This window comes from Paenibacillus xinjiangensis, assembly GCF_059686975.1.
In genome coordinates this window covers 1-17303 of the sequence record NZ_JCAALS010000010.1, presented here as the reverse complement: position 1 = coordinate 17303, position 17303 = coordinate 1, and the positions used below count along the sequence as shown (strand labels likewise).

The 17303-nt window shown below is 52.9% G+C and carries 13 protein-coding genes and 1 pseudogene; all 14 read left to right on the top strand.

All coding sequences use genetic code 11. From position 1 onward, the window contains the following. The first annotated feature begins 3 nt into the window (after nucleotides 1-3). Nucleotides 4-933, top strand: coding sequence for an aminoglycoside phosphotransferase family protein (locus AC6ESP_RS11750; RefSeq protein ID WP_497096916.1), 930 nt, complete (start codon nucleotides 4-6; stop codon nucleotides 931-933). A 1905-nt stretch (nucleotides 934-2838) separates the two neighbouring features. Continuing rightward, nucleotides 2839-3594, top strand: a complete 756-nt coding sequence (locus AC6ESP_RS11745) for a YveK family protein (protein ID WP_497096915.1) — start codon at nucleotides 2839-2841, stop codon at nucleotides 3592-3594. After that, the gene (locus tag AC6ESP_RS11740; protein ID WP_497096914.1) at nucleotides 3581-4261 is read left to right on the top strand and encodes a CpsD/CapB family tyrosine-protein kinase; all 681 of its coding nucleotides are present in this window, start codon (nucleotides 3581-3583) and stop codon (nucleotides 4259-4261) included. Before AC6ESP_RS11745 ends, AC6ESP_RS11740 begins: the two co-directional genes overlap by 14 nt. A gap of 123 nt (nucleotides 4262-4384) precedes the next feature. Next, nucleotides 4385-6214, top strand: coding sequence for a polysaccharide biosynthesis protein (locus AC6ESP_RS11735; RefSeq protein ID WP_497096913.1), 1830 nt, complete (start codon nucleotides 4385-4387; stop codon nucleotides 6212-6214). Nucleotides 6215-6270: 56 nt separating this feature from the next. Beyond that, a complete protein-coding gene (locus AC6ESP_RS11730; RefSeq protein ID WP_497096912.1) occupies nucleotides 6271-7656 on the top strand; it encodes a flippase in 1386 nt (461 codons plus the stop codon). 5 nt (nucleotides 7657-7661) lie between these two features. Continuing rightward, nucleotides 7662-8963, top strand: coding sequence for a polysaccharide pyruvyl transferase family protein (locus AC6ESP_RS11725; RefSeq protein WP_497096911.1), 1302 nt, complete (start codon nucleotides 7662-7664; stop codon nucleotides 8961-8963). Next, nucleotides 8960-10120 carry a glycosyltransferase family 1 protein gene (locus AC6ESP_RS11720; protein ID WP_497096910.1) on the top strand — a complete coding sequence of 387 codons (1161 nt, stop codon included), beginning with the start codon at nucleotides 8960-8962 and terminating at the stop codon, nucleotides 10118-10120. The genes AC6ESP_RS11725 and AC6ESP_RS11720 overlap by 4 nt, the downstream gene beginning before the upstream one ends. Beyond that, the gene (locus AC6ESP_RS11715) at nucleotides 10110-11408 is read left to right on the top strand and encodes a hypothetical protein (protein WP_497097069.1); all 1299 of its coding nucleotides are present in this window, start codon (nucleotides 10110-10112) and stop codon (nucleotides 11406-11408) included. Before AC6ESP_RS11720 ends, AC6ESP_RS11715 begins: the two co-directional genes overlap by 11 nt. Beyond that, complete coding sequence (locus AC6ESP_RS11710; protein ID WP_497096909.1) at nucleotides 11395-12024, top strand: acyltransferase; 630 nt, start codon at nucleotides 11395-11397, stop codon at nucleotides 12022-12024. Before AC6ESP_RS11715 ends, AC6ESP_RS11710 begins: the two co-directional genes overlap by 14 nt. A 134-nt stretch (nucleotides 12025-12158) precedes the next feature. Continuing rightward, nucleotides 12159-13400: a glycosyltransferase gene (locus AC6ESP_RS11705; RefSeq protein ID WP_497096908.1), complete on the top strand. Its 1242-nt coding sequence runs from the start codon at nucleotides 12159-12161 to the stop codon at nucleotides 13398-13400. Further along, nucleotides 13397-14452, top strand: a complete 1056-nt coding sequence (locus AC6ESP_RS11700; protein ID WP_497096907.1) for an NAD-dependent epimerase — start codon at nucleotides 13397-13399, stop codon at nucleotides 14450-14452. The genes AC6ESP_RS11705 and AC6ESP_RS11700 overlap by 4 nt, the downstream gene beginning before the upstream one ends. Then, nucleotides 14449-15417 (top strand): annotated as a pseudogene (locus tag AC6ESP_RS11695) (glycosyltransferase family 4 protein); the annotation flags it as partial. The gene AC6ESP_RS11700 and the pseudogene AC6ESP_RS11695, both read left to right, overlap by 4 nt. A gap of 288 nt (nucleotides 15418-15705) precedes the next feature. Then, nucleotides 15706-16314, top strand: coding sequence for a sugar transferase (locus AC6ESP_RS11690; RefSeq protein ID WP_497097068.1), 609 nt, complete (start codon nucleotides 15706-15708; stop codon nucleotides 16312-16314). Next, entirely contained in the window at nucleotides 16311-16982 is a 672-nt protein-coding gene (locus tag AC6ESP_RS11685; RefSeq protein WP_497096906.1) for an acetyltransferase, read from the top strand. The genes AC6ESP_RS11690 and AC6ESP_RS11685 overlap by 4 nt, the downstream gene beginning before the upstream one ends. Nucleotides 16983-17303: the final 321 nt, after the last annotated feature.

Here is a 17303-nt window from a genome sequence, read left to right as displayed (position 1 = left end):
CCTATGGATATACCTAGCGATTGGGCGAAAATCGTATTGTCCGTGCATGGGGACAAGGGGGAGCAGTGGCTCTCCGGATTCGAATCGTTAGTACGCGATTGTGAACAGCGCTGGGGGCTTAGGCTCGAGCTGCCGACACCGTATAGGCTGTCCTATAATTATGTGGTACCTGCTGTCATGCAGGACGGAACGGAGGCTGTGCTTAAGCTGGGTGTGCCTGGCAAGGAGACTCGGACAGAGCTTGCGGCACTTCGTCTGTATGCTGGCAATGGCGCTGTACGAGTATTGGCAGAGGATACTGAGCGCGGGGCCATACTGATCGAGCGAGTGCGTCCGGGACTAACGCTGGCGGAGGCAGCAGCTAATGATGATGAGGCTACAATTGCTGCAGCACATGTGATGAAGCGGCTGATGATTGCGGCCCCAGAAGCTGCCGGCGAGTTCCCAACTGTGGCGAACTGGGCTGCAGGCTTGTCGCGATTGCGTCAGCGATTCGACGGCGGAACTGGACCCATTCCTGAATTAATGGTGAAGCGCGCTGAGGATACCTTCGACTGGCTGCTAAGTCATCCGGAAGGAGAACAGCTCCTATTGCATGGTGACCTGCATCACGAGAATATTCTGGCTGCGACTGGGACTGACAAGGGGAATGCTTGGCAGGCGATTGACCCTAAAGGTGTCATTGGAGAAGCTGAATATGGGATGATTCAGCTGCTGCTGAATCAGTTGCCGCCTGATCGACAGCTTGATACCACAAGGCGGCGTATTGAACTGCTGTGCCAAGAGCTCCCTCTCAATAGGGAGCGGCTATTGGCATGGGGCTATAGCCACTCCGTCCTGTCCGCCTGCTGGTGTATTGAGTCTGGTGTAGATGGAGTGGAGGGCGCGCTCGAAACAGCACACTGCTTCGAAGAGCTGCAGCGTGAGCAGTAATATAGGAAGCCGGGGAGTGTCCCCGGCTTCTTTTTATTGTGTTGTTCGGGCATACCCGTCACCACGCTCGAAAAGCTCGCACTAAGATTGAAAACGACCTTAGTTGCACGCAGCAACGAGCCGAAGGTCGATCTAAGCTCGAAAACGACCTTAAAGTAGCCTGAAGCCCCATCACCACGCTCGAAAAGCTCGATCTAAGCTCGAAAACGACCTTAGTTGCACGCAGCAACGAGCCGAAGGTCGATCTAAGCTCGAAAACGACCTTAAAGTAGCCTGAAGCCCCATCGCCGTGCTTGAAAAGCCCGATCTAAGCTCAAAAACGACCTTAGTTGCACGCAGCAACGAGCCAAAGGTCGATCTAAGCTCGAAAACGACCTTAAAGTAGCCGCAAGCCCCGTCACCTCGCTCTGAAAGCTCGAACTAAGCTCGAAAATGACCTTAGTTGCACGCAGCAACGAGCCGAAGGTCGAGCTAAGCTCGATAACGACCTTAAAGTAGCCGCAAGCCCGTCACCATGCTCCAAAAGCTCGAACTAAGCTCGAAAACGACCTTAGTTGCACGCAGCAACGAGCCGCAGGTCGATCTAAGCTCGAAAACGACTTTAAAGTAGCCGCAAGCCCCATCACCGTGCTCGAAAAGCTCGAACTAAGCTCGAAAACGACCTTAGTTGCACGCAGCAATGAGCCGAAGGTCGATCTAAGCTCGAAAACGACCTTAAAGTAGCCGCAAGCCCCATCACCGTGCTCGAAAAGCTCGAACTAAGCTCGAAAACGACCTTAGTTGCACGCGGCAACGAGCCGAAGATCGATCTAAGCTCGAAAACGACTTTAAAGTAGCCTGAAGCCCCATCACCGTGCTCGAAAAGCTCGAACTAAGCTCGAAAACGACCTTAGTTGCACGCAGCAACGAGCCGAAGGTCGAACTAAGCTCGAAAACGACCTTAGTTGCACGCACAGCAACGAGCCGCAGCCCGAACTAAGCTCGAAAACGACCTTGAAGCAGCCGCAAGCCCCATCATCACGCTCGAATACCACCCCAGCTGCACAACCGCCGAGTAACTAATCTGCATTCAATCCTATCCCGAGCGCCCAACATTGAGCGTGCCATAACCCCATCCGAGCATCCCCCCCCTTACGACCCCTGCCGTGGCAAAAAGCCTCCGCCTAGCAGCTTTCAAGCAAATAAACCGTCCTACCGCCGGACTAGTCACTTTACAGGTCTTTCACATAACCCTCATTAACTTATGGAAATATCAGACTTTTACAAGCAACTTATCCATTATGAGAAGGTTATTAAAATAAATTAATCCAATTAAGCCGCTCATTTGGGTGTGGAATGGAGTGCTGTGTGCTGAATATCGGGTCAATCTGCCTTGAAAAAGCACAAAGTATAGGCCATAGGACAGGAAATCGGGAGTTCTGAATGATCGGCTGATTTATATCAAACGGTGAAATATCGCAGTTAAATCCCGAGTAGGGAGCGGAGACATGGCGAAAGTCCCTGCATGATAGTATTCGGATGTGACAGATAGACGCAGAATTGGCGCACTCATGAAACGTGCCAGCTTAATGGCTGTGCGGTCTGCCAGCGACTCGTCCTTGCAAATAGCACTAATCCAATAGGAGTGTACCAAGTACCTAGATTAGTTCCAAATTAAAATAAATATTTACACATTAATACAAATAATAAAGCAATTATCTTGCTTAATAATGCATTTTAGTTTGCATTTTTTTATGAAACTTTAGGAAAATAAGCATGCAAATCCAATTTGAAAATGATAGCAGACACCTAATTGAAAATATTACCTTAAACCCTCATTGTCGTGTGACAGAGTGTGACATAATCAAATCCAATAGAGAGTCTTGATGGAGAAGGATGGAGGTAAATGTCGTTTTGAGCAGCCAATTGGACCTGAAACAGATTTTAATGCTTATTCGAAAAAAGCTATGGCTCGTCGTTCTCGTACTTGTGATTGGTACAGTATCGGCAGGAGCCTACAGTGTATGGATTATGAAGCCTGTCTATCAGGCGTATACGAAGCTGATCGTCAACTCAACAGTAGGGCAGGCGGGAGCATTCAAGCTGGACTTGAATATGATTAACACCAATCTAAGCCTAATAAACACGTACAAGGAAATTATCCGGACGCCATCCATTATGGATATGGTTGTGGACAAGCACCCAGATCTCGAACTTACGTCAGAGCAACTGATGAAAAATATCCGCTTTAGCTCGGTCAATGGAACACAGGTAGTTACCATCTCCTACTTGGATACGGATTACGAGCGGGCAGCACAAATTGTGAATACCGTCTCTTATGTATTCCAACAGCAAATCCCGCTTATTATGCAGGTCGACAATGTGTATATTCTGCATACTGCGGATTATGCCAAGCAGCCAGTACCGGTTAAACCCGAGGTTAAGCTGAACATTGCTATCGGCGCGGTGTTATCGCTGCTGCTCGGAATTATGCTCGTGCTGCTGCTGGATTACTTCGACGATACGATACGCAAGGAAGCCGATGTTGAGCGTCATCTCGGTCTTCCGACGCTAACAACGATACCGAATATTAAGCAGGGGGATATGAAGCCTAAGATACTGGCGAGCAAGTCCAGTGCCAGCATCCACAAGGAAGGAGGGTCAGCCAATGTCCAAAAATAATGAGTTCCGCCCCATTGTGACTGATGCCAATCCAATGTCACCCATATCGGAGGCGTATAGGACACTCCGCACCAATCTGCAATATGCAGAGGCTGACCGTCCACTTCAGCTGCTGATGGTTACATCGGCAGGGCCCAAGGAAGGCAAGTCAACAACCATCATGAATTTAGCGGTTACTTACGCGCAATCCATGAAGAGAGCTATTCTGATCGATGCGGATCTCCGGAAGCCTACAGCGCACCATACTTTCGGACTTAGCAATGCAAAAGGTCTATCGCATGTTCTGTCTGGGCAGAGTGAGCTGACCGAAGCGGTGCAGGCCAGCAATATTAAAGGGTTGGATATTCTGACCTCAGGGCCGGTACCGCCCAATCCGTCTGAGCTGCTTGGCTCAGCGAGAATGGACAGCATGCTGGAGCAGCTTCGAACTCTGTATGACATCGTGTTGATCGACACACCGCCAGTACTAGCAGTAAGTGATGCTCAGATCGTATCGGTGAGATGCGATGGCGTTCTGCTGGTCATTAATGCAAGAAGCGGCAAGCGCCAATATGCGGTCAAAGCACGGAATGCGCTGCAATTCGTTCAAGCAAGAATCGTAGGGGTTGCGCTCAATCAGACCGCTCAGAGCGATGCAGGCCCTTATTACGAATACGCTGATCATTAACACCCTTTATAGTTAACCGCGTTCAGCGGAATGAATAATTGAACCCATTAATCATTAATCAGCTACAGCTTAATGATTAATGGGCCCATACAAATACAGGATCGTACAAGGAGGAATTTAGCGATGCGGGTTGCTTATCGTACAAAAGTCATTATTGCTTGGGATTTGGCTGCTGTCTTCATCAGCTTGATAGTTGCTTACTTACTTGAGCCTGCGGTCACCTACGGGAATGCAGCAGGCTGGCTGCTCTATGCAGCAGCAGCGGGAGTTATTGCCTTCCTGTGCTTCAACAAAGTACAGCTGCACCGCCGGATTTGGCAGTACACAGGCATTGCGGAGATGGTGTGCATCCTGCAAGCGGCCGTATGTGCAGCGGTTATACCGTTCATTGGTTCTTGGATTATCCAGGGTGAAGCGCACACGCTGCTCATGCTTCATCATCTGGCTGGGATGCTTGCTTTCATGGCTGGCCCTCGCCTAGCTTGGCGGGTGTTCTGCGATAATTACAGCGGCAAAAAGCCTTCCACCTCACGTCGAGCGCTTATTATCGGGGCGGGCAGCTGTGGAGCGCTTATTGTGCGTGAGATGCAGCAAAATGACGGAGTCAGCGTAACGCCGGTTGGCTTCATTGATGATGATCCCTACAAGCATCGGATGCATGTGCTTGGATTGCCTGTATTCGGTGGGCGTGACGATATTAGCTGCGTGACGGAATCGCAGCGCATTGATGAGATTATCATCGCCATGCCTTCGGTCTCGAAGACGCAAATATCGGCACTCGTCAACCTCTGCAAGACGACGAAGGCGAAGCTGCGTATCGTGCCTGACTTGCACGACATGATTGATGGCAGAGGCGCAGCAGGCCGTGTAAGGGATGTTAGTGTAGAGGATTTGCTCGGTCGAGATCCGATTCGGACTGATCTCGAGCATATTGCTGGTTATGTGCAGGACAAGGTCGTACTTGTTACTGGAGCAGGAGGCTCAATCGGTTCAGAGCTGTGCCGCCAGATCGCGCCTTTCGCGCCTAGCAAGCTCTTGCTTCTAGGTCATGGCGAGAACAGCATCTACTCTATCGAGATGGAAATGCGCAGTCTGTTCCCTGATCTTCAATTGGAGACCGTGATCGCAGATGTGCAGGACAGGACGAGAATTGACAGTGTGTTCGCGAAATATCGTCCGCAGGTTGTCTTCCATGCAGCCGCACATAAGCATGTGCCGCTAATGGAGCGCAACCCAGCAGAGGCGATTAAGAATAATGTGTTCGGAACGAAGAACGTCGCCGAATGTGCAGACGCTTATGCGGCTGAGAGGTTCGTCTTCATCTCCACAGATAAAGCGGTCAATCCGACCAGTGTTATGGGAACGACCAAACGGATTGCAGAGATGTTCATTCAGAGCTTGGACAAGCACAGCGCAACGAAATTCGTCGCGGTTCGCTTCGGTAATGTGCTTGGCAGCCGAGGCAGCGTCATTCCACGGTTCAAGGATCAGATCCTCAAGGGCGGCCCTGTAACGGTTACGCATCCAGAGATGGTGCGTTATTTCATGACAATCCCCGAAGCAGTACAACTCGTTATTCAAGCAGGCTCCTTCGCCAAAGGCGGAGAGGTATTCATCCTAGATATGGGCAAGCCGGTCAAAATCTATGATCTTGCTGTTGACCTCATTCGGTTGTCTGGCTACGAGCCGCATATGGATATCGACATTACGTTCTCCGGCATGCGTGAAGGAGAGAAGCTGTACGAGGAGCTGCTGACGAATGAAGAGGGCTTGTCCTCGACCATGCATAACCGGATCTTTATCGGCCGGCCCGTTCAGCTTAACCGTACGGAGCTTGATTTTGAGATTAGAAAAATGGAAAAAGTGCTGGGGCAGAAGCCAGAGGAAATTCGCGCTGTTCTGCAGCATCTGGTACCGACCTACCGGAATGCAGGCTCGATAGCCGTCGGCTAGACCGACAACAGATCAGATAAGTATAAGGTTCACAACAGACGGAGGAGGAAATAAGAATGCTAAGCGGCGATACGGCGGCTAAAGCATCGGCCCAGGTAGCGGCGCCAGCAGCATCAAAACCAGCCATCGCGAAGCGCCTCAGCCGGGGTGGAAGCACGAGCTTCCTGATCAATTCAGCAGGCATGGGACTTGCGATGCTGCTGCAGATCGCCCTTGCGAGAGTGCTCGGCGTGGATGGCTATGGTATCTATGCCTTCGTTACAACCGTAGTGACCTTCATGGTCTTCCCGGCTAAGCTCGGCTTCGATACAGCCATCGTCAGACTGGTTGCGGCGTACCGTGTTAACGGCGAGTGGGCGCTCATCAAAGGGCTGCTGCGCAGGAGCAATCAGATCGGCTTCGTTCTATCTATAATGGCAGCCATTATCGGGATAGCCATTGTGTATGGAATGGGCATGGATGGGGATGAAGCGAAGGCAGTTGCTTATGCGGCCGGCTTCGCGGCGATTCCGCTGCTGACGCTAGCTACGCTAAGGCAAAGCGCGCTTCAAGCGATGAAGGATGTCTTGTTCGCGCAGATGCCGGAGAAAATCATTCGGCCGATTCTAACCATTGCTTTTGTATTCGCGGCAACGGCGTTTGGTCTACAGGCGAATGCAGGAGTTGCAATGGTGTGCTTCGGACTTGCGGTTGCTGTCTCCTATATCATGGGCGCAGTCGTACTCAAGAAGCGAATTGGAGCACATACAGCCAGTATTGCACCGCGTTATGACATGCGCAGCTGGCTTCGATTATCCAGCTCGCTTATGGCGAATGCCGGCATGTACTTAATACTCGGTCAGCTTAATGTGCTGATGATGGGCTTCATGAGAGGGGAGACGGAGTCGGGCATCTTCTCAGCTGCCGTTCGCCTCGCAGCACTTGTCTCATTCATGCTGACCGCAGTCAATATGACGGCTTCACCTCTCGTATCCGAATCGTATGCGAAGAGGGATATGAAGGCTTTGCAGCAGGTATGCACCTCTACGGGCCGGGTCGGATTTGCTTTTGCAGCTGTCGTGTTCCTGTTCTTCGCCGTTCTCGGGCATTGGACGCTTGGCCTGTTCGGAGCAGAGTTTACGCAGGCCTATCCAGCGCTGCTGGTGCTTGCTTTCGGCCAGCTGTTCAGCGCTTATTGCGGACAGAATGGAACGGTAGCAACGATGACGGGCGGGCAGAATGCTCTGACCAAAGTGCTGGTAGCAGCGGCGATTGTGAATGCTGTGCTCAATGCGGTCCTCATCCCGCTATGGGGAATGACAGGAGGGGCGGTTGCCGCTACGATTTCGATTATGGTGTGGAACTCAGCAGCTGTCATTCTGGTCAATCGCAAGCCAGGGATTCAGACAATGGCTTGGGCGCCGCGGCTGTCGCGTAAGAAGATCACTAACAAAGGGGACTGATCACAATGAAAAAAGTATTGCTGGCAGGGGTGCCGCAGTCCCCCAATCTTGGGGATGGATTAATTGCTTATACCTTAAATCGATTAATTGCTATGCGGGGTGATCATCAGGTTATTCACTTCGATCTCCTGCATGGAAGGTGTGATAAATCGATGCCCATGACCATTGACCACGGAAGTGAGGCATACACGCTTACGTCTTATGTACAGGACCGGGCATCTGCTAACAAGCTAGACACGCCAGCTCCAGTCGTGAAGCTTAACGGCACGGGCTCGGGGAAGAAGCTGACGCCAGATGCGATGCGCAGAGTGAAAGCATACTGGCTGCATCATCGCAAGGATCAGAAGATGAACAGTGAGCTCAGCCAATCGGTTAATGAAGCGGATGCGGTGTTCATAGGCGGAGGTCATCTGCTTATTGATACCTATTGGACGTTCCCGCTCGCGGTTCGGCGCGTTGCGATGGAGGCGAAGCGCAGTGGCAAGCCGCTTCATATTCTGCTCGTTGGCGCTCGCGGGCCTTGGAGCCGACAAGCTCGGAGATGGCTGCTCGATTCCTGCCGCTATGCGACAACGATCGCAGTTAGGGATGAAGATTCAAGGCAATTTCTGTTGAAGCTGGATGCCAGTCTTGCTGGCAAAACCGTTACACTCGCAGACCCTGCTTTGTATACGCCGGAAGCGTTCGGCCTTGCTTGCACCTCAGAAGAGGCAGCAGCGGCTAAAGCTGCAAGTCTGGTGAACAGTACAGACGGAGCGCAGACGGGATATCGTACGGTGGGACTCGGCATTATGGACCCGCATGAGATGAACCGGCATTGCGAGCTGCGCTGGGAACGGGAGGAATGCGCGGAGTGGTGGCGTGATGCAGCGGCAGCTATCACAGCATCCGGCAGCCAAGTTACGATATTCACCAATGGTGCTGCGACGGACAATGCTTTTGTCGAGCAGTATGTGAAGCCGTTATGCCGGGATATGAAGGGTGTTGAATTCGCGCCTTATCCTGTGACGGTGGAGCAGCTTGTCGGCTCTATCGCAGCTTGTGACGGGGTCATTGCCCAGAGATTGCATGCGTGTATTCCTGCCCTTGCGCTAGGGAAGCCGACTTATGGACTGATCTGGGATCGCAAGCTGGAGAACATATTCGCCGACCTTGGGATGTCAGGCCATCTCATTGATTTCCAAGCACCGGCTTGGCAGGCAGTGGCCTCGGCAGCAGAAGGCTTCATGCCATCTGAGCGAATCAGGCATGCCATCACGCAGAAGAAGACGCAGCTCTATGAGCATATCGGGAGAATTCTGCCATGAGTGAGAAGATCAAGGTACTTCACGTCGTTGGTAAAATGCATCCCGGTGGCATAGAGACACTCCTAATGAATGTCTATCGGAATATAGATCGGGAACGGTATGAATTTCATTTTGCCGTGCAGTCCGCGGAGCCAGCCTTCTACGATGATGAGATTCGTGCGCTTGGCGGCACGATATTCGTACAGCCGCCGCCGAAGAAGGGCATTCGCTCATTCCGCAAGCAGCTCATGGTGAACATGAATAAATACGGCCCCTATGCTGCCGTCCACAGCCATGTGTTCGGATTCAGCGGTTACGTGCTGAAGCTGGCGGACAAGCTCGGCGTCCCCGTACGGATCAGTCATAGCCACAATACGAATGACAGCCGTTCAAGCTCGACGCTTCGGAATCTATACCGCGCTTATATGCGAGGTCTGATCAAGAAGCACGCCACCTTGATGCTCGGCTGCTCACGTGCGGCGTGCGAGTCGCTGTTCGGAAGCGACTGCTGGAGAGATGAACGGGTCAGCGTCTTCCCGAATGCGATCTCGCTCGAACCTTATGCGGCACTGCCGAGTGATCGCACAGAGCTTCGCCGCCGCTTCGGAGCGAAGGATGGAGAGCTGCTGCTCGGTCATATCGGACGCTTCAGCAAGCAGAAGAATCATACGCTGCTCCTGGACTCCTTCGCGGGACTTGCGGAGCAGAAGCCGAATGCGAGATTGCTGCTTGTTGGCGACGGACCGCTGCGCCCAGAGATGGAGCGCAAGGTAGAGGAGCTGGGCATTGGGGAGCAGGTGACCTTCCTTGGACTGCGCAAGGATGTGCCAGAGCTGCTCGGAGCGCTGGATGGATTCGTTCTGCCTTCTCTCTACGAAGGGCTGGGCATCGTCCTCATTGAGGCACAGGCAGCAGGAATACCATGCCTCGTATCGAGTGAGGTACCACGGGAGGCGGACCTCAATCTAGGGATGATTGAGCGCCTGCCTGTCAGTGAATCGCCGCAGCGTTGGACGGAGGCGCTGGCAGCTATGACAGGACGTGCTGGAGTCAGCCGTGCTGAAGCGGAAGCTGCAGAGCAGCGCAACGGCTGGCCTGTCCGCGCTATGGCGCTGGCTAATAAAGGCTACAACATTCGTACGAGTGCGGCACGTCTGGAGCGGCTCTATGAGGGTTGAAGGCTTCCAGACGCGTACGGCGGTGCTGCTGCTCTACGCTTTGCTCTTGTCTCTAATGGCGAGATGGGTATTCGCCGCAGATGCGACAATTGCACTGATTCTCTACGGTGTTCTGCTGCTGCCGTTATTCGCGCTGCTGCGCTGGCCGAATACGCCTGTGCTGCTGTTCACAGGCTTCACCGTCATGCTGGTGGGCAAAATCGTCTACGCAGCAACGGTTGATCCGCTTGCCGGTCCGGATGAAATTCACTATTACGAGCAGGTAACGACGTTCGAGCGATTATCGGATTTCCTGCCTTATGCGATAGAGCATTTTCAGACCCAGTGGATGAGTATGTCGGCTTACCCGGTGTATGGTCTTATGTACATGCCATTCTACAAATGGCTCGAGCTCGATGATCCGCTAGCCATCGTATTGCTGAATACGGTGCTGCTCATTCTGATTGTCAATGCAACCTACCGGCTTAATGAGAGCCGATTCAAGTATGAGCTGCCGATGCCAGAGCAGTCCACGAAGCCCTTCCACGTTATTGTGGCCGTTGGCCTGCTGGTCAGCCCCTCGCTGATGTACATGTCATCCCTGTTCGCCAAGGACATTGCCTGCGTGCTGCTGGGACTGTACTGTACGATGCTGATGCTCCGCAAACGCTGGCTGCTGTTCATCGTCCTGATGATATATGCGACTGGCCTTCGCGATTATGCCATCGTGTATACGCTCTGCTTCTACTTCTTGTATACGCAGCGTATCCGCGCGGCAACGGGATTGCTCGCTGGAGCGGGACTGCTTATCCTGTGGCAGATCGGGCCGCTTGGCATTATTAATGCAGGGATGCTGAGTGTCTTTCTCTTCATAAGCCCTAATCCGAGCAGTATAGGCAACTGGGACACTCATCTGCTGCTGCGGACGCTCGAGGCTACGTTCATGGGCATTATTCTGGCCATGTCCGTATTCCAGTTCTACAAGTACAAGGAGACTCGGAAGTTTTATTTGATGGCTGCCGTTCTGCTCTTCACTTATGCCTGTTCTCTCGTGCTTGTCGGGTATGTGACGATTACAGGCAGAGAGCTGGATTATGGAGTGGGGACGATCGGGGACAACATGGTACGCAAAAAACTTCCTGTTATTCCGCTTGTGTATACGATTAGCGCTTATACCCTAATCTGGTGCCGCCGTTCGTTTACCTATAAGCATCAGAAAATTCAGATTACTAAGGCGATAGACGGGCCAATGATGCCGGAGCAAGATTATCGAGCAACCCAAGGAGGTGTATCCGATGCGGGGGCGTGATAAATTCGGTCGATTTCGCTTCATGCTTCGTATGATCGAGGCGGTTCTGAAGCCGCTGCCTCGGCCGCTGCTGAACTGGCTGTGGGTGCTTAGCGACTGGCTGCCCGATCTGCTAGGCTATGCCTTCCGCTATTGTCTGCTGCGCAGAATGACGAAGGCATGCGGGGACAATGTTCTCATCGGAAGGTCGGTTGAGCTTCGTTACCCGGAACGCCTCGTTATTGGCTCGAATGTTAGCATTCATAAGCAATGCTATATCGATGCTTACGGCAGCATTCAGATTGAGGATGAAGTATCCATTGCACATCAATCCTCTCTCGTCTCGTTCCAGCATACGTGGAATGATCCCACACTCACGATAAGGGATAACGCGGTAGCTGGCGCAGCGATCCGGATTCGCCGCGATGTATGGATCGGCTGCGGCGTGCGGGTTCTCGCTGGTGTGGAGATCGGGCCAAGAGCGGTCGTTGCAGCGGGGGCAGTCGTGACTAAGCCTGTAGCTGGAGGAACGATTGCGGCTGGCGTGCCGGCAAGGCAAGTGAAACGAATTGCAGATGAAGGGTATGCCGCGGATGAGACTGCGGTGTACAAGAACTCTTTTGCAGAGAATGCCTGACAGACAACATAGATACCACATAGATTCATCAAGATGAATGCCATTTCTAATTAAAGTAGGTGATCGAAGCAAGTTCAGAGTCATAGCTAGGCGGCATTCTTCTGAGAACCATATTTTGCAAGGAGGGACCAATAATGAACGTGCTGTGGGCACATGATCATACGTTCTATTTCAATGAATCAGGCAAGTTCTTCTCTGGTGGGAAGCTGCCTTATGCCGTGTGGGAGAGATATCTTGGTGTATTCGATCGAATGACAGTGGCCTGCCGGGGCAAAAAAACCTCGCCAGACGCCGACATGGCTGGCAAAACCTTATCAAGCGGGCCTAACGTCGATTTTCTCGTACTGCCTTCACTAAGCAATCCGGTCAATAAGCTGACCAAGAGGGGTTATGTGGAGCAGATCCTGACAGAGGCGATTGGCAAGGTCGATGCGGTTATCGCTCGATTGCCGAGTGAGATTGGGGCGGAGGCGATTCGGATCGCCAAGAATCTTGGCAAGCCTTATGCAGTGGAAGTTGTAGCTTGCGCTTGGGATGGATTGTGGAATTACGGCAATCTGCAGGGCAAGCTGTACGCACCGCTGGCGCTCGGCCAGACTCGCTCGTTAGTGAAGACAGCGCCCTACGCGCTGTACGTGACAGAGCAGTTCCTGCAAGCCCGTTATCCTAGTGTGGGTGGGCTGACGGAGTCCTGCTCCAATGTGGAAATTCCAGAGACGAGCGAAGAGGTGCTGAATCGCAGAGTAGAGCGCCTGGAGGCACGTACCTCCGAAACGCCGCTTACGATTGGACTTATTGGCTCGCTGAATGGACGCACCAAAGGTATTGATATCGCGATGAAGGCCATTGCCAAGGCGAAGCCTCATTTGCCGAAGGTGCACTTCCGGGTGCTGGGAGACGGTGATACGGTACGCTGGCAGGCGCTGGCTGACAAGCTCGGCATTGGAGCCTCGGTCTCCTTCGAAGGTGTGCTGCCTAGCGGCAATGCGGTATTCGAGTGGCTGGATGGCATTGATCTGTATGTGCAGCCGAGCTACCAAGAAGGACTGCCGCGCGCAACGATTGAAGCAATGAGCCGGGCTTGTCCCGTACTTGGATCAACAGCGGGAGGCATACCGGAGCTTATCCATGAGAGCTGTCTCCATCGCCCTGGTCAAGTTGGCCAGCTAGCGGAGCAGCTGAAGCGCGCGGCAAGCGATGCCAGCTGGCTTACACAGCAGGCGGAGCGCAACTTCGGACGTTCACGTGCTTACACGAAGACTCGTCTGGATGCGAAGCGGCAAGCTTTCTGGCGTTCATTCGGAGAGGCCGTCAGTACAGGTACAATCGGCAGTTCAACCTATGCAAACGAGAGGGAAAGGGTGGAAGCATTATGACAATTCTAGTTACCGGAGCAGCAGGCTTTATTGGGTATCACATGAGCGCAAGACTGCTTAAAGAAGGCAATCGTGTTGTTGGTATCGATAATTTCAATGATTATTACGACGTGCAGTTGAAGAGGGACCGCTTCGCACAGCTCCTTCCTTCCCCGGCGTTCACAGGGGCCCAGCTCGATCTAGCGGATTATGATGCGCTGCTGGCGTTGGTGAAAGCAGAGGGTGTCACAACGATTATTCATTTGGCGGCGCAAGCGGGTGTCCGCTACAGCCTTACGAATCCGTTCGCTTATCTGGAGACGAACCTCAAAGGGTTCGGTCATATTCTGGAGGTATCCCGTCAGGCGAGCATCAAGCATCTGATCTATGCTTCCTCCAGCTCTGTCTATGGAGCGAATGAGAGTATGCCTTTCTCGACAAGCGACAATGTCGATCATCCGGTCAGTCTTTATGCCGCTACGAAAAAAGCGAACGAGCTGATGGCTCACACTTACAGTCATCTCTATGGAGTGCCGACAACGGGCCTACGTTTCTTCACCGTCTACGGCCCATGGGGTCGTCCGGATATGGCGTATTTCGGCTTTACGCAAAAAATGGAGGCAGGTCAGCCGATCCAAGTGTTCAACGAAGGACGGATGCTGCGTGACTTTACTTATATTGATGACATTGTAGAAGGCATTTATCGTCTGATCGATCATATTCCGCAGCCGGATGCTGCTTGGGATCGGAAGAACCCGGATCCGGCTACGAGCTATGCGCCTTACAAGGTATATAACATAGGCAATAATCAGCCAGTGGAGCTGATGACCTTTATCCGCACGATTGAGAAAGAGCTGGGCATTAAAGCGATTATTGATTACAAACCAATGCAGCCGGGTGATGTGCAGGCTACTTATGCGAATATTGATGGGCTGATGAACGATGTTGGCTTCCGTCCAGATACGACGATTGAGGAAGGTATGGCCCGGTTCGTAGAGTGGTATAGATCCTATTATGACGCTAGGGACGGCAAGGTCGATTCGAAGCAGCTGGCAAAGGCGGCGTCGCAATGAACAAGGTAGCCCATATATGCACGTCCGGCATCAGCCATAAAATTATGGGCGACAAGCTTCGTTTGCTTCAGCGGCAGGAAGGCGTTGATGTCACGTTTATCTCATCCCCGGAAGGGACGGATCAGGCGTTGATGTCTTCTTATCCATTCGAATGGAAGCTCATTCCGATGGCACGCTCGATTCAGCCAATTGCGGATATGCGCTCGATTATGGCGATGTACAAGCTGCTTCGCAAGGAGCGTTACGATATCGTCCATACGCATACAGCTAAGGCTGGCATTATCGGACGTGTTGCTGCGAAGCTGGCGCGAGTGCCGGTCATTATCCATACGAGTCATGGATTGCCCTTCTATGAGGGGCAGCCCAAGAAAGCTTTTTATCTCTATCGTACGCTGGAGAAGGTCGGGGCGCTGTGCTGTCATTCGCTGGCTTCGCAAAATGCGGAGGATGCAGGTGTGCTGCGCAGGCTGATTCCATGGCGCAATGTGTTCATGGAAGGCAACGGTGTAGATATGCAGCGGCTCGATAAACAGGCAAGTCAGATTACAGAGGATCATCTGCATGGGCTAAGGCTTGTTCATGGCATACCGCAAAATAAGCCGGTGCTGCTCATGGCTGCTAGATTCGAGGCGGTGAAGGATCATCGTCTTCTGCTGGAATCGCTTGTCGAGCTGAAGCGGGATGGATTGCTGAGCTGGGCGACGGTACTAGCTGGACAAGGGCCGCTGGAGGATGAAGTGAAGCAGTTCTTGCGTGAGAGTGGTCTGGAGGGCGACGTGTTCTGTATCGGTCAGCAGTCCTCGATTGTGCCATGGATTGTGATGGCGGATGCGGTAACACTGACTTCGGAGAAGGAAGGCATCCCAAGATCACTGATGGAATCAATGGCGCTCGGCAAGCCGATTATTGCGACAGACGTGCTGGGCACGAGAGAGCTGGTTGCGCACGAGGAGACGGGACTGCTTGTTCCATATCGCGATCCGCTTAGGCTGGCAGAAGCGCTTCATACTGTAATGAATGCACCGGCTGAGGTTGTGCTGGATGGTGCAGGTGGAGCGGCACATGAGGCAGCGGCTGCGAATGGTCGATTGAGTGAAGCTGGACTGCGTGCTCGTATGGGGCAGGCTGGCCGCAGCCGGATTGAAGCGGAATTCACGGAGGCTCGTGTAGTAGAGCGCCTTATGCAGCTATACCGCACAACGGGCCAGCGGGTAAGTCGTGAGCGGAAGCCGGGGGCTCGCCTGAATGCCGTCGTGAAGCGACTGCTGGATTTGGTACTGAGCGTGCCTGCTGCGCTGCTGCTGCTGCCTGTATATGCTGTTGTTGCTGGACTGGTGCGGATGAAGCTGGGATCACCTGTCTTGTTCAAGCAGCAGCGTCCAGGTCGATACGGCAATTCATTCCATGTGCTGAAATTCCGTACGATGCGGGATGCGGTTGATAAAGCTGGGCAGCCGCTGCCTGATGAGGATAGGATGACGGCCTTCGGTCATTTGCTCCGCAAGCTGAGCTTGGATGAGCTTCCGCAGCTATTCAATGTCATTCGCGGCGATATGAGTCTAGTCGGCCCCAGACCGCTATTAATGGAATATTTGCCTCTCTATACGGAGGAACAAGCCAGTCGTCATGATGTTCGCCCAGGAATTACGGGGTGGGCTCAGGTGAACGGACGCAATACCGTCTCATGGGAAGATAAATTCCAGCTCGATACGGAATATGTAGAACGGCAGTCCGTCTGGTTCGATATACGGATATTAGCAAGGACGGTTGGCAAAGTGCTGAAGCGTGATGGCATTTCCCAGCAGGGACAAGCCACCGTTCATAAATTTACAGGCAATAGAGAAATGGGGAATGCTTCGTGAACCGCCAAGCAGAGGAGTATCTGGTCATGGAACAGCCGGCAAGGCGCCCGCTGATCGTTGTAGGTATAGGAGGTCATGGGCGGGTGTTGATGGATCTTGCCCGCGTGTCGCCTACTTACCGATTGGCCGCTGTGCTGGATGACAGGTTCACAGCAGTTGAGCTGAGAGGCGGACTCCCCTATGGCCCGATATCAGAGCTCAAGCATTTCTTGGAGGATGAGCCCAATATGCATGTGGTAATAGGCATTGGGGACAATCGGACAAGGCGCAGTATTGTAGAAAAACTGGCGCTGCCAGAGTCCAGCTACGCCGTGCTCGTGCATCCGGCTGCAGTTGTAGCGGAGGATGCAAGACTGGGGCTGGGCACGACAATCATGCCAGGCGCTGTTATTGGGCCGGGCGCTGTCATCGGTGCCCATGCCATTATTAATTCGGGCGCTGTCGTCGAGCACGACGCGCTGGTCGGACCGTTCGCGCATGTATCACCGAACGCGACAATGGCTGGCGCCGCGGTAGCCGAGGAAGGCGCCCATGTGGGCAGCGGCGCGGTGCTCATCCCGAGCGTACGCGTCGGCAGCTGGTCGGTGCTCGGGGCAGGCGGCATCGCCGTTCGGGATGTTCCCGATGGCGTCACTGCCGTCGGCGTACCGGCACGGGCGATCCGCTGAAGCGGACGTGCATGCGGAGAGACGCTAAGTCGTAAACCAGCCTTAACTGGATTAAAACTAGCTGTCGTGCGGGAAAAGGTCGGATTAAGCTCGAAATCGACCTTAGATGCGCACACGCCAGCGTGAATTGCCTCAATAAGCTCAAAAGCGACCTTAGATGGGTCGAAACTAGCTAGTCTATGAGGTAAATGGTTGGATTAAGCTCAAAAACGACCTTAGATGCGCACACGCCAGCGTGAATTGCCTCAATAAGCTCAAAAGCGACCTTAGATGGGTCGAAACTAGCTAGTCTATGAGGTAAATGGTTGGATTAAGCTCAAA